Here is a 20,923-nt window from a genome sequence, read left to right as displayed (position 1 = left end):
GGACGGGAATTTGCATCGGCGTGCCGGGATCCGCGGCGCGCGGATTGTGTTTGCCGGGGGCGCCCGCGTTAAATACCCCCACTCGAATAACCGCATCAAACGGGATGAACGATGGAGTTTTCCAGCGGCTTTCTGCTGAGCCTTTCCCTGTGCCTGGACATAGGCGTGGCCAATATCGCGATCATTACCCTGGCCATGCAGCGTGGCTACTTCCAGGGTTTCTGCCTGGGCCTGGGCACGTGTGTCGGCGACCTGATCTACGCCGTGCTGGCCCTGGCCGGCATGACCGTGCTGCTGCAGTACCCGGCGGTGCGCTGGGTCCTGTGGATCGGTGGTTCGGCGCTGCTGGTGTACTTCGCGGCGAAGATGATCCATGCGGCGATCTACCACAGCGCCGTGCTGGCCGAGGCCGGGGAGGTGGACAACGGATCGCCGCGCAAGGAGTTCTTCCGTGGCGTCTTCCTGGCCATGTCGTCCCCCAGCGCGATCCTCTGGTTCGCCGCGGTGGGTGGCACCCTGATTGCCCGTTCCGGTGGTGGCGACCTGGCCAGTTCCGGGTTGTTCCTCAGCGGTTTCTTCTGCGCCGGGCTGGCCTGGATCCTCGGCCTGTGCTTCGCCGCGACCCAGGGCGGCAAGCTGCTGGGCGACAAGCTGTTGCGTTATTCCTACCTGGCATCGGCGGCGATCTTCTGCTATTTCGCGGTCTACGTGATTCTATCCGGCTATCAGGAGTTCATCGTCGGGGCGACGGTCGCCGAGCTGCCCGGGCTCTGAGTGGGGGATTCGGATTTGGCTTCTATACTCCCTGCCGAATCCATCTTTCTGGTAGGAGTTGCACCATGGATGAGCACAGCAAGAGCGCAGGACCGGCGCCACGCCTCGAAAAGGGGCATTTTCTGCTGATTGCCGGTCTCGGTGGGCATTTTACCCCGGAGACGACGCAAGGCATTTCTGAACTCTGGGAGCGCTTCATCCCGCATCTCGGCAAGGTCCCCGACCAGGTGGGGGAGGTGACCTACGGCGTCTGCTGCAACCCCGACGGCCAGGGTGGCTTCGACTACATCGCCGGGGTCGAGATCAGCAGGCTCGACGACCTGCCCGAGCTGTACCGCTGGATCGAGCTGCCAGCGCAGCCCTATGTGGTGCTCGAGCACCAGGGGCCGCTTTCCAGTGTGCCGCAGACCTTCGGTTACCTCTTGAAAACCTGGCTGCCGCAGTCCGGGCGCGAAGCCGCCGAGGCGCCAGCGTTCGAACGCTACAGCGCCGACTTCAACCCCTGCACCGGCCAGGGCGTGCTGGAGGTCTGGCTGCCGCTCAAGGAGCAGTAGTTGTGCCACGCGGCCGGGCCCGCCCTGGGCCCGGCTATTGGCCCTTGCTGGCTCGGCGCGCGCGCCACAGGTCGATGGACAGGGTGATGAAACCGAACGCGCTGATACCGAACAGCACCAGCAAACCGATCTGAACATTACTCATGGCGATTTTCCGTACTCGACCAGGATTAGGGCCTTGATAAATAGCCCGGCCGGCGTGCGGAAGACAGCGACTCTACGCAGGTTTTACGGCTTTGCCGGCAATCGATATGCAAGCCTTATTACTTTATGATCGGCGGCCTTTCCCCTTGCCGGTTCGTACTCCATGACCTTGCCCAATCTTGTCATCCGTCAGGTCGTCGCTGCCGACCTGGACCGCTGCTTCGCCATCGAAACCCTGGCCTACGAAGGCGACGAAGCCGCCACCCGGGAAAAGATCGCCACCCGCATCGCCACCTGGCCCGAGGGCTTCATTGTTGCGCAGGTGGATGGCGTGGTGGCCGGTTTCATCAACTCCGGCGCGGCCTTCGAGGTCGAGATGGCCGACGAGGCGTTCAAGGAACTGATCGGCCACGACCCGGCTGGCCCCCATGTGGTGATCATGTCGGTGGTGGTGCACCCGGACTACCAGGGCCTGGGCGTTTCCCGGCAGTTGCTGGAGGCGTTCATCGAGCGCATGCGCGGCCTGGGCAAGGCCAGCATCAACCTGATGTGCAAGGAACGGCATGTACCGCTGTACGAACGCTTCGGTTTCGTCTACCTCAAGGCCTCGGCGTCGGACCACGGCGGCATGGCCTGGCATGAGATGGCGCTGAAGCTGTAAGAAATTACCGCCCACTCCACAACGCCCCCCTGTAGGAGCGAGGCTTGCCCGCGATCAAGACGCCGCGGTCTGGCCGATCCACCGCGTTAGCCTTCATCGCGAGCCAGCTTCGCTCCTGCAAAAGCGCTCAGTACAGGCTGTTGCGCAGCCGCTCGGGCATTTCCCGGTCGTAGCGGTCGGCGTCGAACTGATCGCCGTTGACGCGCTTGAGGATGGCGCCGGCGGAGGGCAGGGCCGAGCGTTCCAGGTAACGCTCCGGGTTCCACAGGTCGGAGCGCACCATGGCCTTGGAGCAGTGGAAGTAGGCCGCCTCGATGTCCACCAGGATCACCGTGCGCGCCGCCTTGCCATTCACCGCGAAGCTTTCCAGCAGCGCCGGTTCTGCCGAGATGCGCGCCCGGCCGTTGACCCGCAGGGTTTCGCCGATCCCCGGGATGATGAACAGCAGAGCCACCCGCGGGTCCTTGATGATATTGCGCAGGCTGTCGATGCGGTTGTTGCCCGGGCGGTCGGGAATGGCCAGGGTGCGTTCGTCGATGATCCGCACGAAACCCGGGGCATCGCCCCGGGGCGAGCCGTCCATGCCGTCGGGGCCGACGGTGCTCAGGATCACCAGCGGCGAGGCGCGGACCATGGCCTGGTAGTCCGGGTTGAGGAAGGGGATTTCCTTGCGCACGGCCCGCTCCAGGGGCTGGCCGTAGATCGCTTCCAGTTGCTCGAGGGTGGTCAGCATCATGCTTCTCCGAAAGTCACGTCAGAACATCAGGGCCAGGCGCCGCTCGTAGCCGATGCGGCCCTTGTAGGCTTCGCCGCAATCGACCCAGCCTTGCTGCAGGTAGAGGTTGAAGGCCGCCTGGTTGTGCGCGTCCACCGACAGCATCAGACCCTTGATCTCCGGCCAGGCCTGGCGTGCCGCCGCGGGCAGGGCTTGCAGGCAGGCCCGGCCGTAGCCTTGGCCCTGGACCCGACGATCGACCTGCAAGGCATGCAGGGTCGCGGTGTCGGGCTCGGCCCAATGGGGCAGGAACGGCGGGCGCTTGAGCAGCAGGAAGGCCACCGGGACTTCGCCTGCGAGCAGGGCGAAGCCCTTGATGCCAGGCTCCGGCGCCTTGAGCAGGGTGTGCAGTGCGGTGTAGATGTCGCCGGAAAAATTCAGCTGCTGCGGGTGTACCTCGAGGGCGTCGAGTTGCTGCAATTGCGTGGCGTCGAGCTGCTCGTAGGGGACGAGTCGGGTGGTCACTGGGTTTCCCTGTCCAGGTACTGATGGCGGGTGGTGCGAGTGGCGATTCTAGCGATTTTGTCCGCCCCAGCGTTTTTTTTTCCTGGCCTTGTCGATTTGCCCGGCGGCCAGACGACTAAGGGTGTCTTCAGGATTTCAACGGTCGCCTTGCGGTGGCCGCCTCGACCCTGTGTCACTCAAGCCCAAGGAGAAATGCCATGAACGCCCCTACCAGCGAAAGCGAAATCCGCAGCCTGATCGACGCCTGGCGCCAGGCCGTGATGGTCAAGGACATCGACCGCATCGTCAGCTATTACGCCGACGACATCACCTCGTTCGATGCCGTGGCCGCGTTGCAATTCAAGGGCAAGGAGGCCTACCGCGCGCACTGGAAAGCCTGCATGGAAGTCTGCCCCGGCCCGGGCATCTTCGACTTCGAGCAACTGCGGGTGGTCGCGGCCGGCGACATCGCCTTCGCCCACTGGCTGGCCCACTGCGGCGGCACCGACGACAAGGGCGAGACCAAGGCCTGCTGGATGCGCGTGAGCGCCGGTTACCAGCGCCTGGGCGGCCAGTGGAAAGTGGTGCACGAACACTGGTCGGCGCCGTTCGACATGCAGAGCGGCACCGCGTTGTTCGACCTGCAACCCTGATCGTCAGGTTTTTCGCCAAAGCCTGAAACTGCAGCCATAGTTGATCAGCCCGATCGAGGAGAGCCCCATGAAATACCTATGCCTGGTCTACAGCGACGAACAGTTGCTGCACAGCCTGCCGGAGAGCCCGAAGGACGCCGAATGCATGGCGTACGCCGAGTCGGTGCAGGGCAGTGGCCGGATGCTCGCCGCCGAGGCCCTGGAGTCGGTGCAGACCGCGACCACGGTGCGCATGCGCGGCGGCCGGCTGTCGATCACCGACGGCCCGTTCGCCGAAACCAAGGAGCAATTGGCCGGGTTCTACCTGATCGATGCCAAGGACCTCAACGAGGCCATCCAGGTCGCCGGCAACATCCCGGCGGCCCGGGTCGGCAGCGTCGAGGTGCGCCCGGTGCGTGAGCTGAATCCCTGACCCCCGACCTTTGCCGGCGACCCTGAAAATAATCATAAGCAGGAGTTTCACCATGACTGACCACCGCGCGAGCCGTGCGCCCGCCCAGCATGAGTTGTCCATCAGCCGCCTGATCGATGCGCCGCCCGCCAGGCTGTTCCGCGCCTGGACCGAACCGGAGCTGCTGGTGCAATGGTGGGGGCCCCACGGCATGACCACCCCGGAGTGTGAAATGGACCTGTGGGTGGGCGGCCAGTTTCGCACGCTGATGCGTGCCCCGGACGGCAGCGAATACCCGACCATGGGTGTGTTCCTGGAAATAGTCGCGCCGCGGCGGCTGGTGTTCACCGATGCGTTCCTGCCGGGCTGGGTGCCCTCGGGCAAGGCTTTCATGAGCGCCGAGGTGACCTTCGACGACGTGGGCGGCAAGACCCTCTACACCGCCCGCGCCATGCACTGGAGCGAAGAGGATCGAAAGGCCCATGAGGCCATGGGTTTCCACGAGGGCTGGGGGCAGAGCCTGGATCGCCTGGAAAGCCTGGTGACCCGGGGCATGCCGGACTGATGCCGACCGAGACGCAGGACAGCGTCAAGGCGCTGGTGGAGAGGGTCTACCGCAACGAGTCGCGGCGGATCCTGGCGACCCTGATTCGCCTGCTGGGGGATTTCGACCTCGCCGAAGAAGCCTTGCACGAGGCGTTTTTCGTCGCGGTGGAACGCTGGCAGCGCGACGGCGTCCCGGACAATCCCCGGACCTGGCTGGTGTCGACCGGGCGTTTCAAGGCCATCGACGGCTTGCGTCGCCGGGCGCGCTTCGCCGCGTCCCAGGCGGCGCTGGTCAGCCAGCTCGAAGAGCTGGAGCAGGCCGACTGGAGCGAGGAAGACCTGGAAGACGACCGTCTGCGCCTGATCTTCACCTGCTGCCACCCGGCGCTGGCGGCGGACGCCCAGGTGCCGCTGACCCTTCGGGAAATCTGCGACCTGACCACCGAGGAAATCGCCCGGGCCTTTCTCTCGACGCCGGCCACCATCGCCCAGCGCATCGTGCGCGCCAAGGCCAAGATCCGCGATGCGCACATCCCTTATCAGGTGCCGTCCCTGAACGAGTTGCCCGAGCGTTTGGACAGCGTATTGCGGGTGATTTACCTGGTGTTCAACGAAGGTTATTCGGCGTCCATGGGTACCGAGCTGACCCGCGAGGACCTGACCCATGAGGCGATCCGCCTCGGGCGTCTGCTGCTGGAGTTGCTGCCGGAACCCGAGGTGATGGGCCTGTTGGCGCTGATGCTGCTGCATGAGTCACGGCGCCCGGCGCGCACCTCGGCGAGTGGGGAACTGGTACTGCTGGACGAGCAGGACCGCTCGTTGTGGGACGCCGGGCTGATTGCCGAAGGTTGTGCCCTGGTGGAGCACGCCCTGGGTACCCGGCGTTTCGGTCCTTATTGCCTGCAGGCGGCGATCGCCGCGGTGCATGCCGAGGCGGCGACGGCGGGAGAGACCGATTGGCAGCAGATCGTCGGCCTGTACGACGTGCTGTTGCGCGCCATGCCCTCGCCGGTGATCGAGTTGAACCGCGCCGCCGCCATCGCCCAGCGCGACGGGCCGCTGGCTGGCCTGGAGCGGGTCGAGGCGATTTTGGCCCGGGGCGAGTTGCAGGATTACCACCTGGCCCATTCGGCCCGGGGTGAGTTCTGTCGGCAATTGGGGCGGATCGAGTCGGCGCGGGAGGCTTATCGGCGCGCTCTGGAACTGACCCGGCAAGAACCCGAGCGGCGCTTTATCGAAAAGCGTCTCGAAGCCCTGAAAACACCCTGAATCCTGTAGCCGCTGCCGCAGGCTGCGCTCGGGCTGGGCGGCATTCCGACGTAGCGCCCGCAAGAAACACCGGCGATTATTCCAGCATCTTCCCCAACAACCAGCTGCCCGCCGGCCCCGGCGGGTGCAGGCGCGACCACAGGGCATCGACCGCCACGTTGCGCGGCCAGCCGCGGGCGTCGAGTTCCACCAGGCTGCCGGCGGCGAAACGCTCCACCAGCCAGCGCGGCAGGGGCGCCCAGCCAAAGCCGCCCTGGGCCATTTCCAGCAGCATCAGGTAGCTCGGCGCCGACCACACCCGGCCCCGGGGCCGGCTTTCGTTCGGGTTGACGATGGTCGCCAGGCGCAGCTCGCGGTGCTGCTGCAACTGCGCCTGGTCGATATTCTTCTGCGCCGCCAAGGGATGCCCGTGGGACACGAACAGGGCAATTTCCGTGCGCTCGTCCACCGTCGCGTGCTCCAGGTCCGGCGGGTAGACCGGCTGCATTTCGGCAAAGGCGATCTGCGCCCGGCCACGCTGCACCAGCTCGATCAGGTCATCGCATTCGGCGATCAGGCATTCCAGTTCCAGGTCCGGGTAGCGTTGCTCGAAGGTGTTCATCGAGGCTTCGAAACGGTCCGACTGGTAGGTGTCGGACAGGGCCACCGTGAGCCTGGCCTCCACCCCGCGGGCCAGCTGGCTGGCGGCCATTTCCAGGCGGCTGGTGGCGGCCAGGATGTCTTCGGCCCGCTGCAGCATGATGCGCCCTTGCGGAGTGAGGGCGGGCTTGCGGCTGCTGCGGTCGAACAGTTGCAGGTCGAGGTCGATTTCCAGGCTCGCCACCGCCGCGCTGATGGTCGACTGGCTTTTGCCGAGCTTGCGCGCGGCCGCGGAAAACGAGCCCTGGGTGGCCGCCTGGACAAAGGCCAGCAGTACTTCGTGTGAGGCCATGAACTATCGCCTTGGTCGATGGTTAATGATTATGAAGTATCGGCAGCGAAGGTGATCATGGCAACCTCATTCACTGGCGGGAGCCGGATCATGAACACCACCAAATCCTTGACCGAACGCGTTTGCCAGGCCGTGGGCTTCGAGCTGCTGGCATTCGCCCTGTGTACGCCGCTGCTGGCCTGGATCATGGACAAGCCGTTTGTCGACATGGGCGTGGCGACCATCGCCATCGGCCTGATCGCCCTGGCCTGGAACGTGGTCTTCAACGGCCTGTTCGACCGCCTGCTCAAGCGCCTGGCCCTGGCGCCCAATGGCTGGACCCGCATCGTCCATGCGCTGCTGTTCGAGGGCGGCCTGGTGGCGGTGAGCGTGCCGCTGATTGCCTGGTGGCTGCAGGTCAGCCTGTTGCAGGCGTTGATCCTGGATATCGGCGTGCTGCTGTTCTTCCTGCCGTACACCTATGTCTATCACTGGGGCTACGACCTGGTGCGGGCACGGCTGGTGCAGCGGCGCCTGCTCGACCAGGCCGGTTGACTGCCCGGTTGAACCGCCCCGCGTTCAGCGCCTGGTGTGGCGCTGTTCGAGGGCTTCGAGGTAGGCCTGCATCGCCCGGGGTACCTCTTGCAGCAGCAGAATGCTCTTGAGCTGACTATTCTCCAAAGCAACCTGGAACAGGCCGAGGGGCAAGCCGAGCATCGCCGTGACGTAGGTGTCGCGCTCCGTGGCGCTGGCGCCGGGCAGGCGCAGGGCGAGCATGCGGGCGTAGGTGGCCTGGATCCGCGCCCGGGCCTCCGGCACCTGGAGTTGGCCGGGAGCGAAGGCGGGGCTGATCATCTGCAGCAGGTCGGGGTGGGTCTCGAGGTATTCCAGGATTGGCAGGATCATCCGCTCGATCACCTCCTGGCAGCTCGAGCCGACCCAGGTGGCCGGGTCGATGGCCAGGAGGTTTGCGCTGATCCGGTCGATGGCCCCGATGTGGCGCTGGCCCAGGGCGTCGAGCACGCTCTGCTTGTCGCTGAAGAAGTGATACAGCGAACCGATGGAGGTGCCGGCTTCGCGCGCGAGGCCATGCATGGTCAGGCTGGCCACCCCCTGGGCGACCAGCAGGCGCGCGCAGGCATCGAGAATCGCCGTGACCCGTTCATGGCCACGGGTCTGTTTTGGCGAGCGCGAGGCTTTGGCCGGGAGCATCTTTGAATCGTTCATGGTCTGACAGGCGGCAAGGGGCATACATTATGGCGCACCAGAGCGTTTGCGGTACTTACGCAAAACTAGACACCATCCTCTACTTTTGTCGAAAATACGCGCCATGGAGCAGCGCCCTCCGCTGTCCAACCTGATATTCGAAGACCATGACACTCTCTCCCAACTGGATCATCTGCGAGCATTGCGACTCGCTGTACGAGTCCGTGCCGCTTGCAAAAGGCCAGACGGCCCAATGTTCGCGCTGCGGTGCCGTGCTAGAGCGGGCCCGGCACCTGAGCGTGCAGCAGCTGTTCGCCCTGTCGATCACCGCGGCAATGTTGTTCGTGTTCGCCAATGCCTTCCCGGTGATTCGCATCAGCCTCGAAGGCCTGAGCAACGAAGCCACCCTGTGGCAGTCGGTCGAAGCTTTGGCCTACGGCCGCATCAGCCTGATCGCCGCGGTCACGGGGCTGGCGATCATCCTGGCGCCGGGCCTGCAGATCGCCTTGCTGTGCTGGGTGCTGGGCTTCGCCAACGTCGGTCGCGCGGCGCCGGGCTTCAAGGCCTGCATGCGCGCCCTGGAGCATCTGCGCCCCTGGAGCATGCTGGAGGTGTGCCTGCTGGGCATCCTGGTGGCCATCGTCAAGCTGGCCGGCATGCTCGATGTGCATCCGGGCCTGGGGCTGTGGTCGCTGTCGATGCTGACGATCCTGATCATCCTGATTTCCGGCAAAGGCATCCGCCGCCTCTGGGACGACCTGGAGGGCCGCTACTGATGAGCCTGCCACCCTACGCCCGCGACCAGGGCCTGATGCTGTGCCATACCTGCGGCCAGGCCTGCCCGCAGGACGTTCACCACTGCCCGCGCTGCGATGCCGTGGTACATGCGCGCAAACCCGACAGCCTGAACCGCACCTGGGCCTTTCTCGTGGCCAGCCTGATTCTCTACATCCCGGCCAACGTGCTGCCGGTGATGTACACCCAGATCTTCGGCAGCGGCAGCGAAAATACTATTCTCAGCGGGGTGCTGGAGTTCTGGCATCACGGCGCCTGGGACATTGCCCTGCTGATCTTCGTCGCCAGCGTGGTGGTGCCGTGCAGCAAGTTCTTCGTCCTGGGGATGCTGCTGATCACCTGCCAGCGCCGCAGCCACTGGGCCATGCGCGAGCGGGCCAAGCTCTACCGTTTCATCGAGGTGATCGGCTACTGGTCGATGCTCGACGTGCTGGTGGTCGCCCTGGTGGCGGCGCTGGTGCAATTCCACGCCCTGAGCTCGATCGAGCCGCGCATGGGCATCCTGTTCTTTGGTTTGGTCGTGGTCCTGACGATGTTTGCGGCCATGAGTTTCGATCCCCGGCTTATCTGGGACGTAGAGGTTGAAGATGTCTGATCATCCAGGTTCCACCGCTCCACGCGCGCCGAACGCGCCGGGTACCCCGGCGGTCAAGACCCGCCGGTTCAACATTTCGCTGGTGTGGATCGTGCCCATAGTCGCGGCCCTGGTCGGCCTGTCGATGCTGGTGCACAAGTCGCTGTCGGCCGGGCCCGAGATCTCCATCAGCTTCCAGACCGCCGAGGGCCTGGAAGCCAACAAGACCCAGGTCAAGTACAAGAACGTGGTGATCGGCAAGGTCACCTCCATCGCCCTGAGCAAGAACCGCAGCCAGGTGGTTGCCACGGTCGAGCTGGACCAGTCGGCGGAATCCTTCACCGCCGCCGACTCGATGTTCTGGGTGGTGCGCCCGCGCATCGGCGCCGGGGGCGTGTCCGGGGTCGATACCCTGCTGTCGGGGGCCTTTATCGGCGCGGACGCCGGTCAGGACGATCAACGCAAGAAGAGCTTCGTCGGCCTGGAGACACCGCCGCCGGTGACCTACGGGCAGAAAGGCAAGCGTTTCACCCTGCGCACCGATGACCTGGGCTCGCTGGACGTCGGTTCGCCGGTCTATTACCGGCGCATCGAGGTGGGCCAGGTGATTTCCTACAAGTTGGCGGAAAACGGCAAGGGCGTGGATGTACGGATCTTCGTCAACACACCCAACGACCAGTTCGTCACCACCGACTCGCGCTTCTGGAACGCCAGCGGCGTGGACGTGACCCTGGGCGCCAACGGCCTGAAGGTCAACACCGAATCCCTGTCGTCGATCCTGGCCGGCGGCATCGCCTTCGTCGAACCCAAGTACAGCCCCGACGCCAAGCCGGCCGAGGAAAACGCCAGCTATCAACTGTTCGCCGATCAGGACACTGCGCTGGCGCCGCCTGACGGCGACCCCTACTACATGCGCATGCGCTTCAACCAGACCCTGCGTGGGCTGGCACTGAATGCGCCGGTGGAGTTCCTCGGGGTCAACTTCGGCAAGGTGGTGTCGATGGACCTGGATTACGACGAGCAGCAAAAGTCCTTCTCGACCGTGGTCGGCGTAGTGATCTACCCGGCACGCCTGGGCAAGGTCCATGAAAAGCTGGAGAAACTCAGTGGCGCCGACGAAAGCCGCGCGGGCTACCTGATCGGTGCCTTCGTCCAGCATGGCCTGCGGGCCCAGGCGCGCAGCGGCAACCTGCTGACCGGCCAGTTGTATATCTCCATGGACTTCATCCCCAACGCCAAGCCGGTGGTCTTCGATGCGACCGCGCGGCCCCTGGAAATCCCTACGGTGCCGGGCGGCCTCGACAAGCTGCAGGAGCAGTTGCAGCGGGTGGTGGAGAAGATCAGCAAGCTGCCGATCGATGCCATCGCCGACAACCTCAACGGCAGCCTGAGCGAGCTGCAGAAGACCTTGCAGAACGTCAACGGCAAGGTATTGCCGGAGATGCACAGCACCCTGGAGCAGACCCGCAAGACCCTGGCCACCACCAACGACAGCCTCGCCGAGGATTCGCCGCAGCGCCTGCAACTGGGCCAGGCGGTGGACGAAGTGCAGCGTACCGCCCGTTCGGTGCGGGTGCTCACCGACTTCCTCAGCCGCCATCCCGAGGCGCTGATCCGTGGGCGGCTCCAGGACAAACAGCCGGACGCCTACAAATCCTCGTCATCGTCTTCCCGTGAGCCCGAATCGGAAGTCCAGCCATGAAAAAAACGCTTGTGTTGTTGATCGCATCCCTGGGCCTGGCGGCCTGCAGTTCGGCGCCGACCCACTACTACACGCTGGTGCCGCCGGCGGCGGAATCGGCGTCCAGCGCCGCGGCGTCGGGCCTGCAGTTCGAGATGGCCGCGGTGCGTATTCCGGTGCAGGTCGACCAGCCGCAATTGGTGGTACGCCAGGACAGCGGCACCCTGGCGATCCTGGAAACCGCGCGCTGGAGCGCGCCGCTGGTGGATGAGTTCCACGACGCCCTGGCCAGCCAGATGGAGCAGCAGTTGGGCACGCGCAACCTGGAAGGCCTGCCCAAGGCGCCGGGGCAGCCGGTGCTGTCGCTGCAGACCGATGTGCGCCGTTTCGAGTCGGTGCCGGGCCACTATGCGTTGATCGACGTGGTGTGGAACCTGCGCCTGCGCGGCGATGGCGTCGAACGCCGCAGCCTGACCTGCAGCAGCCGCATCAGCCAGCCGGCCAGCGTCGAGCTGTCGAGCCTGGTCCAGGCCCACCAGCGGGCCATCGGCGAGTTGGCCAAACGCATTGCCGGCACCGCCAAGGGCTGGGTGCGCAACCCCGCCACCCGCTGCCCCTGATACCCACGATCCCGGCTCTTCGTAGCCGCTGCCGAAGGCGGCGATAAGGCTGCAGGCCTTCGGCGATCGTCAGTGCGCAGCCGCCGTACCGACCGATCGCAGCCTGCGGCAGCGGCTACAGGGTCAGCGCCTTGTCGAGAGCTGCTGCGGCGCCAGGAAGGCGTCGTGGAAGTAGTCGCGAAACGCCTGCATCGCCGGGGTGAACGCGCGCTCGCGATGCCAGGCCAGGCCGACGCTCATGGGGGTCACCGGGTCGCTCACCGTCAGGGTCTCGATGCGCTTGCCCTCCAACGACCAGGGGCGGTGCACCAGGTCCGAGAGGATCGCCACGCCGCTGCCGTTGGCCACCATGCTGCGCACCGCCTCCACCGAACTGGTACGCACCCGCACCCGGGGTGTCTGCCGGGCATTTTCCCAATAACGCTTGGCGCTCTGTTCGGCTTCGTCGACGGTCAGCAGGATGTAGGGTTCCCGGGCCACATCGGCGAGGCTGACGGTGGCTCGCTCGCACAGCGGGTGATGGCTGGGCAGCCACAGCCGGCGTTCGGAGTTGAACAGGGTTTCGGAGACGATGTCCGGGTGGGTGAGGTTGGCGGTCAGCACCACGGCCATGTCGAAGCGGCCTTCCAGCAGGCCCTGTTCGATGGCTTGGCGCTCCTGTTCGTGCACCTCGATGGTCACGTCCGGGTGCCAGTGTTCCAGGCGTTGCAGGTGGTGCGGCAGGAAGTAGCCGATCACCGTGTAGCTGGCCGCCAGGTGCAGCAGGCCGCTGGCGCGGTAGTCCGGCAACGGGCTGTTCAGCGCATCGTCGACGCTGCGCAGGATTACGTAGGCGCGGTTGAGGAAATGCCGCCCGGCGTCGGTCAGGTTCATGCCCTGGGCCGAGCGCAGGAACAGCTGTACGCCGAGCATCGCTTCCAGTTCCTTGATCGCGGTGGTCACCGCCGACTGGGAGATATTCAGGTGGATCGCCGCTTGGGAAATCTGTCCGATCTCGGCGGTGGCGACGAAGTAGCGGACCTGGCGCAGGGTGAGGGACATCGCGAATTCCTGTCGGACTGTGTAGGAGCGAGGCTTGCCCGCGATGGCGTCTGTGGCCGCGCTGCCGGGCCCGATGCGATGGCGCCTGTCGTGGCCTTATCGCGGGCAAGCCTCGCTCCTACGGGGAAAGGGGAAAGTATGTATCTGTTTTTCAGAAGATGGTCTATCTGATAATAGATCTTCCCAAGGGGTCAAGGGCGGCCTTAATTTCCACTGCACGAAGTCACGAGACGTTGGAGCGACCGTAATGCAGGCAGTGGATTTCAATTCGGACATGGGCGAAAGCTTCGGTCCCTGGACCATCGGCGATGGTGTCGACAACGAGCTGATGGGCTTCATCAGCTCGGCCAACGTCGCCACCGGCTTTCATGCCGGCGACCCCGGCACCATGCGCCGTACCGTCGAACAGGCCAAGCGCCTGGGCGTGGCCGTCGGTGCCCACCCGGGGTTCCGCGACCTGGTGGGCTTCGGTCGCCGGCACATCAATGCCTCGGCCCAGGAGCTGGTGGACGACATGCTCTATCAGCTCGGTGCCCTGCGCGAACTGGCCCGGGTCCAGGGCGTGGCGCTACAGCACGTCAAGCCGCACGGCGCGCTCTACATGCACCTGGCGCGAGACGAAGAAGCCGCCCGGCTGCTGGTGGAAAACCTGCGCAAGCTGGAACCCGAGTTGCTGCTGTATTGCATGCCCGGCTCGGTGATCTGGCGGGTGGCCAGGGAGCTGGGCCAACCGGTGGTGCGCGAGTTCTACGCCGATCGCGAATACGACCTGAGCGGCTCCATCGTCTTCACCCGCAATGTCCGGGCCCTCGACCCGGCCACGGTCGCCGCCCGCGTGCTCCGCGCTTGCCAGCAAGGCGTGGTGCGTACGGTGGAGGGCGAGGACCTGAAGATCGAGTTCGACTCCATCTGCCTGCACAGCGATACCCCCGGCGCGCTGGATCTGGTGGAGGCCACCCGCGCCGCCCTGGATCGAGCCGGGATCGAGGTGCGTCCCCCACGTTGAGTCGAGCCGCGACACCGGGCGCACAGACGCCGGGGTTCGCCCAACTTTTTTGCCTGCCTTTCTACAACTATTCCAAGAGGAACAGACATGGCCGAACACTCCGTTATCAGCCCCTTGCCGGGCACTTTCTATCGCAAGGCCACGCCCGAGTCGGCGCCCTTCGTCGAGGTGGGCGAGCGCGTTGACGCCGACACCGTCATTGGCCTGATCGAGGTCATGAAGCAGTTTTCCGAATTGACCGCCGGGACGGCCGGTCGCGTTACGGCCTTCGCAGTGCAGGACGGCGACCCGCTGGAGCCGGGTCAGGTCGTTGCCACGCTCGACGATCAGTGAGGGCCGACCCATGACTCGATCCATCCATAAACTGCTGGTTGCCAACCGCGGCGAAATCGCCGTGCGGATCATCCGTGCGGCCCAGGCGCTGGGCATTCCCACCGTGGCCGCGTGCAGCGAAGCGGACGTCGACTCCATGGCCGCGCGCCTGGCCGACGAGGTGCAGGTGCTCGGCCCGGCCCGCGCCGACCAGAGCTATCTGAATGTCCAGGCCTTGCTCGGCGCCTTGCGCGCCAGCGGCGCCGACGCGGTGCATCCCGGCTACGGTTTTCTCTCGGAGAATGCCGAGTTCGCCGAAGCGGTCGCGGCGGCGGGGGCGATCTTTGTCGGCCCGAGCCCGGAGACGATCCGGCGCATGGGCGACAAGGCCGAAGCCCGGCGCACCGCTCAGGCCGCGGGCGTGCCGGTGGTACCGGGTTCGCCCGGCGAACTGTTCGACCTCGATGCAGCCCTGCAAGCCGCTCGGAACGTGGGCTTTCCGCTGCTGGTCAAGGCTTCGGCCGGTGGTGGCGGGCGCGGGATCCGCCTGGCGGAAAACGCCGCGCAACTGGCCGAGGAATTCCCCCGGGCGCAGCGCGAGGCGCAGGCCGCCTTCGGTAACGGCGCGTTGTACCTGGAACGCTTTATCGGCAAGGCTCGGCATATCGAGGTGCAGGTCTTGGGCGACGGCGTGCGCGCGGTGCATCTGTTCGAGCGCGAATGCTCGTTGCAACGGCGGCGGCAGAAGATCTTCGAGGAAGCGCCGTCGCCGGCCCTCAACGGCCTGCAACGGGAAACCCTGTGCGCCAGCGCGGTACGCCTGAGCGAAGCCCTCGGCTACAAGGGCGCCGGCACCCTGGAATACCTGTACGACGAGGCCAGCGGCGAGTTCTTTTTCATCGAGATGAATACGCGGATCCAGGTCGAGCATCCGGTCAGCGAACGGGTGACCGGGATCGATCTGGTCCAGGCCCAGTTGCGCATTGCCGGCGGCGAGCCGCTGGGCCTGCGACAAAGCGATATCCGCCTCAATGGCGCGGCCTTGCAGATGCGCATCAACGCCGAGGACCCGGCACGGGATTTCTTCCCCAGCCCCGGCGTGGTGCAAGAATTGCTCTGGCCGCAGGAGGAGGGGGTGCGGGTCGACAGCCATCTGTACCCCGGCTACCGCGTGCCGCCGTACTATGACTCGCTGCTGGCCAAACTGATCGTCCACGGCCGCGACCGCGGTGAGGCCCTGGCTCGGGCGCGGATCGCCCTGGAGCACAGTACCCTGACCGGCATGGCCAGCACCCTGGGCCTGCATCGGGAGTTGCTCGCCGAACCCTGGCTGCATCACGCCGACTTCCATACCGGTACCCTGGAAACCTGGCTGGCCGCGCGCCATATGGGAGGTGCCGCATGAATACCGCGATCCGCTACAGCTTCGGCGCCGACGAGCACCTGTTCGCCGAAGTCAGCGACAGCATGTCCCTGGAGGCCTTCTTCAAGGGCATGGCGGTGACCCGCGCCGTGGAGCGCCTGGAACTCGACGGCGTACTCGACGTGTGCCTGGCCAACGCCTCGTTCCAGATCCGTTTCGACCCCGACCGCATTGCCCCCCAGGCGCTGCTCGACGCCGTGCGCGGCGCCGAGGCCGAGGCGGTGGCCGAGCGCCGGCTGCACACCCGGATCATCGAGATTCCGGTGCTGTACAACGACCCCTGGACCCATGAAACCCTGATGCGTTTTCGCGACCGCCACCAGGACCCCGACGCCACTGACCTGGAGTACGCGGCGCGGATCAACGGCCTGGCGGATGTCGAGGCGTTCATCGCCGCCCACAGCGGCGCGCCCTGGTTCGTGTCGATGGTGGGGTTCGTCGCCGGCTTGCCGTTCATGTTCCAGATGGTCGAGCGCGAACGCCAGTTGCAGGTGCCCAAGTACCTGCGCCCGCGCACCGACACGCCGAAGTTGACCCTCGGCCACGGCGGCTGCTTCGGCTGCATCTACTCGGTGCGCGGCGCCGGCGGCTACCAGATGTTCGGCGTCACCCCGGCGCCGATCTACGATCCGCAGCAGCAACTGGCCTACCTCAAGCAGCATATGGTGTTCTTCCGCCCGGGCGACATCGTGCAGTTCAAGCCCATCGACCGCGAGGCTTACGACCGCGCGGTGGCTGAAGTGGAAGCCGGGCGCTTCGACCTGCGTATCCGCGAGGTGGCGTTCTCCCTGGATGCGTTTCTTGCCGACCCGGTCGGTTATCCCAAGTCGTTGCAGGAGGTGCTGGCATGATCAAGGTCATCAAACCTGGCCTGGCCACCTCGGTGCAGGACCTGGGCCGCGAAGGTTACTACCACCTGGGCATCCCGCCGTCCGGGGCCCTGGATCAGTACGCCCTGAGCGCCGCCAACCAGCTGGTGGGCAACCCGGCCGGTGCGGCGGCGCTGGAATGCACGCTGCTCGGCCCGGAGCTGGAATTCGCTTGCGATGCGCTGGTGGCGGTGTGCGGCGCGCACATGACGCCCAAGGTCGATGGCGTGGACATGCACCTGGACACCGCCTTCGCGGTCAAGGCCGGGCAAGTGTTGCGCTTCGACTTTCCCAGGGCCGGCGCTCGGGCCTACCTGGCGGTGGCCGGCGGCATCGATGTGCCGTTGGTATTGGGCAGTCGCTCGACCTACGCCCTGGGCGGCCTCGGCGGTTTCCACGGTCGGCGGCTGGCGGCGGGGGACGAATTGCCGGTGGGCGCCGCCAGCGGCAAGGGCCGGCCGGGGGCGAGCCTGCCCATGGCCCTGCGCCAGGCCCTGGGCGGCGAGATCAGCCTGCGGGTGGTCCCGGGCCTGTACTACGAGCGTCTGACCGACGCGGCCAAGGCCAGTTTTTTTGCCGAACCCTGGACCGTGGGTTCCGAAGCCGACCGCATCGGCTACCGCTTCAAGGGCGGCAGCGCCCTGGGCTTCCAGCCGCGGGAGCAGCCGTTCGGCGCCGGCTCCGATCCGTCGAACATCGTCGACAGCTGTTACCCCATCGGTTCGATCCAGGTGCCGGCCGGGCTCGAGCCCATCGTGCTGCACCGCGATGCGGTATCCGGCGGCGGCTACGCGATGATCGGCACGGTGATCAGCGCCGACCTCGACCTGATCGGCCAGATGCAACCCAACCAGAAGGCCCGCTTCGTCGCGGTGACCCTGGAAGAAGCGCTGGAGGCTCGGCGCTCCTACAAGAAAAAGCTCGGCTGCCTGAGCAAGCTGTTCCCTTCCTGATTCTGCCCGCCGCCTGGCGCGGGTCACTGCCAAGAGGTTTGTTGCCACCGCGCTCCGGTGCGGTGGCGGCTGCCCGCGCCACAACCTTCGACCGGTTCTGGAGTTCACGCATATGGCTGCTTTATCGCAAGCGAAACAACCCGGGCAGGACCCGGCCCATCTGCCTGTCGCCGCGGACGCGCGCATGGGCAAGCTGTCGCTGACCATGGCCTGGTGGGCCGTGTGCAGCGCCATGTTCTACATCGTGGTCGGCGCGTCGCTGGCGCTGTCCTACGGCACTCGCAACGCGCTGCTCGGCATGCTGCTGTCAGTGTTCTGTTATGGCTTGGTCAACAGCGTGCTCAGCCGTTTCGCCATGCGCAGCGGCTTGTCGGTGGCGCTGTTTTCGCGGCTGCTATTCGGCAGCAGCGGCGCCTGCCTGGCGACGCTGATCTTCTTCTCCACGGCGATCTACTACGCGGTATTCGAAGGCTCGGTGATCGCCGTGGCGCTCAATCACCTGTATCCGCAACTGGCGTATCCGCTGGCCGCGCTGCTGGTGGTGCTGTACAGCGTGCCGCTGATCCTGGGCAGCGTGCAGCACTGGCTGGACAAGCTCAACGGCGTGCTGTTGCCGCTGTACCTGGGCGGCTTGCTGCTGGCGGTGGGGCTGTCGATCGCGCGTTACGGCTACCAGCCGCAATGGCTGGACTTCGGCCCGGCGAACCCGGTGGCCTCGGGCTGGTGGGACTGCTTCGTGGCGTACATGGGGGTGTGGATCCTGATGCTGTTCACCTTCGACTACGCGCGCTTCGGCAAACCCGAGGACGCCGCCTACCATGGCCGCTGGAACTTCGGCATGCCGTTCTACGCGGTGACCTTCCTGCTCAACGGCGCGGCGGGCATCTACCTGGTCAGCAGCATTCCCCACGCAGGCGCGCTCAACGAAGTGTCGGTGGTGATGGCGATCCTGCAGTTGATGGGGCTGTGGGGGCTGTTGTTCGTCTGGGCCACGCAGACCCGGATCAACACCGCCAACTATTACCTGGCGACCCTGAACATGCAGGCGTTCTTCGGCCGTTTCGGCGTGCGCGGTTCCTACCTGGCGTGGGCCGTGGCGGTGGGGATCATCGTCTATGGACTGATGCTGGCGGATGTTTTCGCTTATCTGCTCAAGGCCCTGGCCTACCAGGGGATCTTCGTCGTCGCCTGGGTCGGCGTGGCGCTGGCGCAGATTTTGTTTGGGCGCAGCGAGGTGGCGGCCATCGAGCGCGTGGCGGCGTTCAACGCGGCGGGGCTGGGTGCCTGGTTCGGCGGCACCGCGCTGGGCCTGGCGCTGATGTGGGCGGGCGGCGGGCTGGCGAGCTTTTCCGCGCCGCTGACCGGGGTGCTGGCGTTTGCCTTGCAGGCCGCCCTGTCGAGCCGCATGCGCGCAAGCCTGCCGGAGTCTGTGTAGCCGCTGCCGAAGGTTGCGCAAGGTCCGCAGGACCTCCTGCGATCTCAAGAACGGCGCCCGCTGCGTGGTCGTGCGCAGCCCGCGGCAGCGGCTACAGAGGGCGAAGCTTCGTTCCTACAGAGCTGCACTCAGAACAGCTGGGTGAACAGCCAGTACAGGCTGCCGGACAGCAGGATCGCCGCCGGCAGCGTCAGCACCCAGGCCATCAGCAGGTTGCGGATGGTCTGCATCTGCAGGCCGCCGCCATTGGCGACCATGGTCCCGGCCACACCCGAGGACAATACGTGAGTGGTGGACACCGGCAGGCCGAACAGGTCGGCGGCGCCGATGGTCAGCATGGCCACGGTTTCCGCCGAGGCGCCCTGGGCATAGGTCAGGTGGGTCTTGCCGATCTTTTCGCCGACGGTGACCACAATGCGTTTCCAGCCGACCATGGTGCCCAGCCCCAGGGCGATGGCCACGGCGATCTTCACCCATAGCGGGATGAAGCGCGTGGCGTTGTCGATCTGCTGCTTGAACAGTTGCAGCTTGCCCTGGGTATCCGGGTCGAAGTCGCCGACCTTGTGCTTGTCCATCAGGCGAATGGTTTCGCTGCTCAGGTACATGTCGTTGCGCACGTTGCCCATGGCTTCGGCCGGCACCTTGGCCAGGGAGCCGTAACCCTTCACTTCGTCACCGATATGCCCGGTCAGGGCGGCCAGGGCCGGGATCAGCTGCGGCGTGGCTTCCTTGCTGCGCACATAGTCGGACAGCACCGCCCGCGGATCGGCCGGGGCGGATTGCGGGGCGCTTTTCACCAGGGCCTGCTGGGTCACCTCTGCCACCGCGGCGAATTGCAGGGCCTGGTCGGCCGGCATGGTGCGGTTCAGCGCATAGGCCATGGGCAGGGTGCCCACCAGGATCAGCATGATCAGGCCCATGCCTTTCTGGCCGTCGTTGGAGCCGTGGGCGAAGGACACGCCGGTGCAGGTGGCGATCAGCATGCCGCGAATCCACCAGGGCGGCGGGGTGTTGCCCTTGGGCGCCTTGTACAGCGCGCGGTTCTTCACGAACAGGCGCAGGGCCAGGAGCAGCAGGGCGGCAAAGACGAAACCGATCAGCGGCGAGAACAGCAGGGCGTAGCCGACCTTGGTGGCCTGGCTCCAGTCCACACCGCTGGTACCGTCCCGGCCGTGCATCAGGGCGTTGGCCACGCCGACACCGATGATCGAGCCGATCAGGGTGTGGGACGACGAAGCCGGCAGGCCCAGCCACCAGGTGCCGAGGTTCCACAGGATGGCGGCGATCAGCAGGGCGAAGATCATCGCGAAGCCCGCCGAGGAGCCGACCTGCAGGATCAGCTCCACCGGCAGCAGGGCGATGATGCCGAAAGCCACCGCGCCGCTGGACAGCAGCACGCCGAGGAAATTGAACAGGCCCGACCAGACCACCGCGAAATGCGGCGGCAGCGAGTGGGTGTAGATCACCGTGGCCACGGCGTTGGCGGTGTCGTGGAAGCCGTTGACGAACTCGAAGCCCAGGGCGATCAGCAGTGCCACGCCGAGCAGCAGGAACGGGGTCCAGGTGGTGACCGTGGTGCCCAGCTCATGCACGTCCTGCAGCAGGCTGTAGGCGGTGAACAGCAGGCCCATGGCGAGGACCGCGAAGAACACCACCAGGGTGAAGGGGCTGGTTTTCTTATCCAGCTGCGGCCTGGCTTCAAGGGCGGGAGAAGGGGAGGCGGTCAGGGACGGGGTGGCCATTACCGGACAATCCTGTGGGAGAAAGGAGTGTCGCCCATGATCGTTGCCGAATGTTACATAGAAACTGCCTCAGGTCAGTGTTTCGGTAAATCCTTGAGCCGCTGGTCAAGAATCGGCCCCTTTTCTGTAGGAACTGCTGTGTGTC

Annotated in this window: 24 protein-coding genes; 18 read left to right on the top strand and 6 right to left on the bottom strand. The window is 65.8% G+C overall.

The features are described 5' to 3' along the window. The first annotated feature begins 111 nt into the window (after positions 1 to 111). The 3 genes from ACQKQA_RS07310 (at position 112) to ACQKQA_RS07300 (ending at position 2,133) form a co-directional block, all read left to right on the top strand. The gene (locus ACQKQA_RS07310) at positions 112 to 774 is read left to right on the top strand and encodes a LysE family translocator (protein ID WP_427554988.1); all 663 of its coding nucleotides are present in this window, start codon (positions 112 to 114) and stop codon (positions 772 to 774) included. Positions 775 to 839: 65 nt separating this feature from the next. Then, positions 840 to 1,328 (top strand): GyrI-like domain-containing protein, encoded by a 489-nt coding sequence (locus ACQKQA_RS07305; RefSeq protein ID WP_427554986.1) that lies wholly within the window; start codon positions 840 to 842, stop codon positions 1,326 to 1,328. A gap of 307 nt (positions 1,329 to 1,635) precedes the next feature. After that, complete coding sequence (locus tag ACQKQA_RS07300; protein WP_427554984.1) at positions 1,636 to 2,133, top strand: GNAT family N-acetyltransferase; 498 nt, start codon at positions 1,636 to 1,638, stop codon at positions 2,131 to 2,133. 127 nt (positions 2,134 to 2,260) lie between these two features. Here ACQKQA_RS07300 and ACQKQA_RS07295 read toward each other — a convergent pair whose 3' ends face one another. Next, complete coding sequence (locus tag ACQKQA_RS07295) at positions 2,261 to 2,866, bottom strand: pyridoxamine 5'-phosphate oxidase family protein (protein ID WP_427555104.1); 606 nt, start codon at positions 2,864 to 2,866, stop codon at positions 2,261 to 2,263. A gap of 21 nt (positions 2,867 to 2,887) precedes the next feature. After that, positions 2,888 to 3,373 carry a GNAT family N-acetyltransferase gene (locus ACQKQA_RS07290; protein WP_427554982.1) on the bottom strand — a complete coding sequence of 162 codons (486 nt, stop codon included), beginning with the start codon at positions 3,371 to 3,373 and terminating at the stop codon, positions 2,888 to 2,890. A 197-nt stretch (positions 3,374 to 3,570) separates the two neighbouring features. Here ACQKQA_RS07290 and ACQKQA_RS07285 point away from each other — a divergent pair, with 197 nt between their 5' ends. The 4 genes from ACQKQA_RS07285 to ACQKQA_RS07270 all read left to right on the top strand — a co-directional run bounded on the left by ACQKQA_RS07285 (position 3,571) and on the right by ACQKQA_RS07270 (position 6,211). Further along, positions 3,571 to 4,005, top strand: a complete 435-nt coding sequence (locus ACQKQA_RS07285) for a YybH family protein (RefSeq protein WP_427554980.1) — start codon at positions 3,571 to 3,573, stop codon at positions 4,003 to 4,005. 67 nt (positions 4,006 to 4,072) lie between these two features. Then, positions 4,073 to 4,417: a YciI family protein gene (locus tag ACQKQA_RS07280; protein WP_007925146.1), complete on the top strand. Its 345-nt coding sequence runs from the start codon at positions 4,073 to 4,075 to the stop codon at positions 4,415 to 4,417. Positions 4,418 to 4,469: 52 nt separating this feature from the next. After that, complete coding sequence (locus ACQKQA_RS07275) at positions 4,470 to 4,961, top strand: SRPBCC family protein (RefSeq protein ID WP_427554977.1); 492 nt, start codon at positions 4,470 to 4,472, stop codon at positions 4,959 to 4,961. Then, positions 4,961 to 6,211 (top strand): RNA polymerase sigma factor, encoded by a 1,251-nt coding sequence (locus ACQKQA_RS07270; protein ID WP_427554975.1) that lies wholly within the window; start codon positions 4,961 to 4,963, stop codon positions 6,209 to 6,211. The genes ACQKQA_RS07275 and ACQKQA_RS07270 overlap by 1 nt, the downstream gene beginning before the upstream one ends. A 76-nt stretch (positions 6,212 to 6,287) precedes the next feature. On the opposite strand, the gene ACQKQA_RS07265 is transcribed toward ACQKQA_RS07270, so the two are convergent. Further along, positions 6,288 to 7,142 carry a LysR family transcriptional regulator gene (locus ACQKQA_RS07265; RefSeq protein WP_427554973.1) on the bottom strand — a complete coding sequence of 285 codons (855 nt, stop codon included), beginning with the start codon at positions 7,140 to 7,142 and terminating at the stop codon, positions 6,288 to 6,290. A 90-nt stretch (positions 7,143 to 7,232) separates the two neighbouring features. Between ACQKQA_RS07265 and ACQKQA_RS07260 the strand changes: the two genes are divergently transcribed. Continuing rightward, positions 7,233 to 7,676: a multidrug/biocide efflux PACE transporter gene (locus ACQKQA_RS07260; RefSeq protein ID WP_427554971.1), complete on the top strand. Its 444-nt coding sequence runs from the start codon at positions 7,233 to 7,235 to the stop codon at positions 7,674 to 7,676. Between the two features lie 24 nt (positions 7,677 to 7,700). Here ACQKQA_RS07260 and ACQKQA_RS07255 read toward each other — a convergent pair whose 3' ends face one another. Next, on the bottom strand, positions 7,701 to 8,333 hold the full coding sequence (locus tag ACQKQA_RS07255) for a TetR/AcrR family transcriptional regulator (RefSeq protein ID WP_427554969.1): 633 nt from the start codon (positions 8,331 to 8,333) through the stop codon (positions 7,701 to 7,703). Between the two features lie 161 nt (positions 8,334 to 8,494). Here ACQKQA_RS07255 and ACQKQA_RS07250 point away from each other — a divergent pair, with 161 nt between their 5' ends. Genes ACQKQA_RS07250 through ACQKQA_RS07235 form a run of 4 tightly spaced genes read left to right on the top strand, consistent with a single transcriptional unit; the run spans position 8,495 to position 11,997 of the window. Continuing rightward, on the top strand, positions 8,495 to 9,103 hold the full coding sequence (locus ACQKQA_RS07250; RefSeq protein WP_427554967.1) for a paraquat-inducible protein A: 609 nt from the start codon (positions 8,495 to 8,497) through the stop codon (positions 9,101 to 9,103). Further along, complete coding sequence (locus ACQKQA_RS07245; protein ID WP_427554965.1) at positions 9,103 to 9,717, top strand: paraquat-inducible protein A; 615 nt, start codon at positions 9,103 to 9,105, stop codon at positions 9,715 to 9,717. Before ACQKQA_RS07250 ends, ACQKQA_RS07245 begins: the two co-directional genes overlap by 1 nt. After that, on the top strand, positions 9,710 to 11,398 hold the full coding sequence (locus tag ACQKQA_RS07240) for an intermembrane transport protein PqiB (RefSeq protein WP_427554963.1): 1,689 nt from the start codon (positions 9,710 to 9,712) through the stop codon (positions 11,396 to 11,398). Before ACQKQA_RS07245 ends, ACQKQA_RS07240 begins: the two co-directional genes overlap by 8 nt. Beyond that, positions 11,395 to 11,997: a PqiC family protein gene (locus ACQKQA_RS07235; RefSeq protein ID WP_427554961.1), complete on the top strand. Its 603-nt coding sequence runs from the start codon at positions 11,395 to 11,397 to the stop codon at positions 11,995 to 11,997. The genes ACQKQA_RS07240 and ACQKQA_RS07235 overlap by 4 nt, the downstream gene beginning before the upstream one ends. Before the next feature lie 123 nt (positions 11,998 to 12,120). On the opposite strand, the gene ACQKQA_RS07230 is transcribed toward ACQKQA_RS07235, so the two are convergent. After that, a complete protein-coding gene (locus tag ACQKQA_RS07230) occupies positions 12,121 to 13,038 on the bottom strand; it encodes a LysR family transcriptional regulator (RefSeq protein WP_427554959.1) in 918 nt (305 codons plus the stop codon). Between the two features lie 247 nt (positions 13,039 to 13,285). Here ACQKQA_RS07230 and ACQKQA_RS07225 point away from each other — a divergent pair, with 247 nt between their 5' ends. The 6 genes from ACQKQA_RS07225 to ACQKQA_RS07200 all read left to right on the top strand — a co-directional run bounded on the left by ACQKQA_RS07225 (position 13,286) and on the right by ACQKQA_RS07200 (position 19,036). Next, the gene (locus ACQKQA_RS07225; protein ID WP_427554957.1) at positions 13,286 to 14,044 is read left to right on the top strand and encodes a 5-oxoprolinase subunit PxpA; all 759 of its coding nucleotides are present in this window, start codon (positions 13,286 to 13,288) and stop codon (positions 14,042 to 14,044) included. Positions 14,045 to 14,131: 87 nt separating this feature from the next. After that, the gene (locus tag ACQKQA_RS07220; protein ID WP_075121217.1) at positions 14,132 to 14,377 is read left to right on the top strand and encodes an acetyl-CoA carboxylase; all 246 of its coding nucleotides are present in this window, start codon (positions 14,132 to 14,134) and stop codon (positions 14,375 to 14,377) included. A 10-nt stretch (positions 14,378 to 14,387) separates the two neighbouring features. Further along, positions 14,388 to 15,761: an acetyl-CoA carboxylase biotin carboxylase subunit gene (locus ACQKQA_RS07215; RefSeq protein ID WP_427554955.1), complete on the top strand. Its 1,374-nt coding sequence runs from the start codon at positions 14,388 to 14,390 to the stop codon at positions 15,759 to 15,761. Continuing rightward, positions 15,758 to 16,630 (top strand): 5-oxoprolinase subunit B family protein, encoded by an 873-nt coding sequence (locus tag ACQKQA_RS07210; protein ID WP_427554953.1) that lies wholly within the window; start codon positions 15,758 to 15,760, stop codon positions 16,628 to 16,630. The genes ACQKQA_RS07215 and ACQKQA_RS07210 overlap by 4 nt, the downstream gene beginning before the upstream one ends. Beyond that, complete coding sequence (locus ACQKQA_RS07205; RefSeq protein ID WP_427554951.1) at positions 16,627 to 17,601, top strand: biotin-dependent carboxyltransferase family protein; 975 nt, start codon at positions 16,627 to 16,629, stop codon at positions 17,599 to 17,601. Before ACQKQA_RS07210 ends, ACQKQA_RS07205 begins: the two co-directional genes overlap by 4 nt. 112 nt (positions 17,602 to 17,713) lie before the next feature. Further along, positions 17,714 to 19,036, top strand: coding sequence for a purine-cytosine permease family protein (locus ACQKQA_RS07200; protein WP_427554949.1), 1,323 nt, complete (start codon positions 17,714 to 17,716; stop codon positions 19,034 to 19,036). A 128-nt stretch (positions 19,037 to 19,164) separates the two neighbouring features. Here ACQKQA_RS07200 and ACQKQA_RS07195 read toward each other — a convergent pair whose 3' ends face one another. Further along, entirely contained in the window at positions 19,165 to 20,667 is a 1,503-nt protein-coding gene (locus tag ACQKQA_RS07195) for an inorganic phosphate transporter (protein WP_427555102.1), read from the bottom strand. Positions 20,668 to 20,923 lie beyond the last annotated feature (256 nt).

The sequence above is a fragment of the Pseudomonas sp. NPDC089530 genome (assembly GCF_050280705.1).
In the GTDB taxonomy this organism is placed as follows: domain Bacteria; phylum Pseudomonadota; class Gammaproteobacteria; order Pseudomonadales; family Pseudomonadaceae; genus Aquipseudomonas.
This window is presented reverse-complemented; position numbering and strand designations above follow the sequence as displayed.

Bases quoted from the DNA above. Each gene is read 5' to 3' on its own strand.
- ACQKQA_RS07310 (WP_427554988.1), top strand. From the start codon at position 112: ATGGAGTTTTCCAGCGGCTTTCTGCTGAGCCTTTCCCTGTGCCTGGAC.
- ACQKQA_RS07305 (WP_427554986.1), top strand. From the start codon at position 840: ATGGATGAGCACAGCAAGAGCGCAGGACCGGCGCCACGCCTCGAAAAG.
- ACQKQA_RS07300 (WP_427554984.1), top strand. From the start codon at position 1,636: ATGACCTTGCCCAATCTTGTCATCCGTCAGGTCGTCGCTGCCGACCTG.
- ACQKQA_RS07295 (WP_427555104.1), bottom strand. From the start codon at position 2,866: ATGCTGACCACCCTCGAGCAACTGGAAGCGATCTACGGCCAGCCCCTG.
- ACQKQA_RS07285 (WP_427554980.1), top strand. From the start codon at position 3,571: ATGAACGCCCCTACCAGCGAAAGCGAAATCCGCAGCCTGATCGACGCC.
- ACQKQA_RS07280 (WP_007925146.1), top strand. From the start codon at position 4,073: ATGAAATACCTATGCCTGGTCTACAGCGACGAACAGTTGCTGCACAGC.
- ACQKQA_RS07275 (WP_427554977.1), top strand. From the start codon at position 4,470: ATGACTGACCACCGCGCGAGCCGTGCGCCCGCCCAGCATGAGTTGTCC.
- ACQKQA_RS07270 (WP_427554975.1), top strand. From the start codon at position 4,961: ATGCCGACCGAGACGCAGGACAGCGTCAAGGCGCTGGTGGAGAGGGTC.
- ACQKQA_RS07265 (WP_427554973.1), bottom strand. From the start codon at position 7,142: ATGGCCTCACACGAAGTACTGCTGGCCTTTGTCCAGGCGGCCACCCAG.
- ACQKQA_RS07260 (WP_427554971.1), top strand. From the start codon at position 7,233: ATGAACACCACCAAATCCTTGACCGAACGCGTTTGCCAGGCCGTGGGC.
- ACQKQA_RS07255 (WP_427554969.1), bottom strand. From the start codon at position 8,333: ATGCTCCCGGCCAAAGCCTCGCGCTCGCCAAAACAGACCCGTGGCCAT.
- ACQKQA_RS07250 (WP_427554967.1), top strand. From the start codon at position 8,495: ATGACACTCTCTCCCAACTGGATCATCTGCGAGCATTGCGACTCGCTG.
- ACQKQA_RS07245 (WP_427554965.1), top strand. From the start codon at position 9,103: ATGAGCCTGCCACCCTACGCCCGCGACCAGGGCCTGATGCTGTGCCAT.
- ACQKQA_RS07240 (WP_427554963.1), top strand. From the start codon at position 9,710: ATGTCTGATCATCCAGGTTCCACCGCTCCACGCGCGCCGAACGCGCCG.
- ACQKQA_RS07235 (WP_427554961.1), top strand. From the start codon at position 11,395: ATGAAAAAAACGCTTGTGTTGTTGATCGCATCCCTGGGCCTGGCGGCC.
- ACQKQA_RS07230 (WP_427554959.1), bottom strand. From the start codon at position 13,038: ATGTCCCTCACCCTGCGCCAGGTCCGCTACTTCGTCGCCACCGCCGAG.
- ACQKQA_RS07225 (WP_427554957.1), top strand. From the start codon at position 13,286: ATGCAGGCAGTGGATTTCAATTCGGACATGGGCGAAAGCTTCGGTCCC.
- ACQKQA_RS07220 (WP_075121217.1), top strand. From the start codon at position 14,132: ATGGCCGAACACTCCGTTATCAGCCCCTTGCCGGGCACTTTCTATCGC.
- ACQKQA_RS07215 (WP_427554955.1), top strand. From the start codon at position 14,388: ATGACTCGATCCATCCATAAACTGCTGGTTGCCAACCGCGGCGAAATC.
- ACQKQA_RS07210 (WP_427554953.1), top strand. From the start codon at position 15,758: ATGAATACCGCGATCCGCTACAGCTTCGGCGCCGACGAGCACCTGTTC.
- ACQKQA_RS07205 (WP_427554951.1), top strand. From the start codon at position 16,627: ATGATCAAGGTCATCAAACCTGGCCTGGCCACCTCGGTGCAGGACCTG.
- ACQKQA_RS07200 (WP_427554949.1), top strand. From the start codon at position 17,714: ATGGCTGCTTTATCGCAAGCGAAACAACCCGGGCAGGACCCGGCCCAT.
- ACQKQA_RS07195 (WP_427555102.1), bottom strand. From the start codon at position 20,667: ATGGGCCTGCTGTTCACCGCCTACAGCCTGCTGCAGGACGTGCATGAG.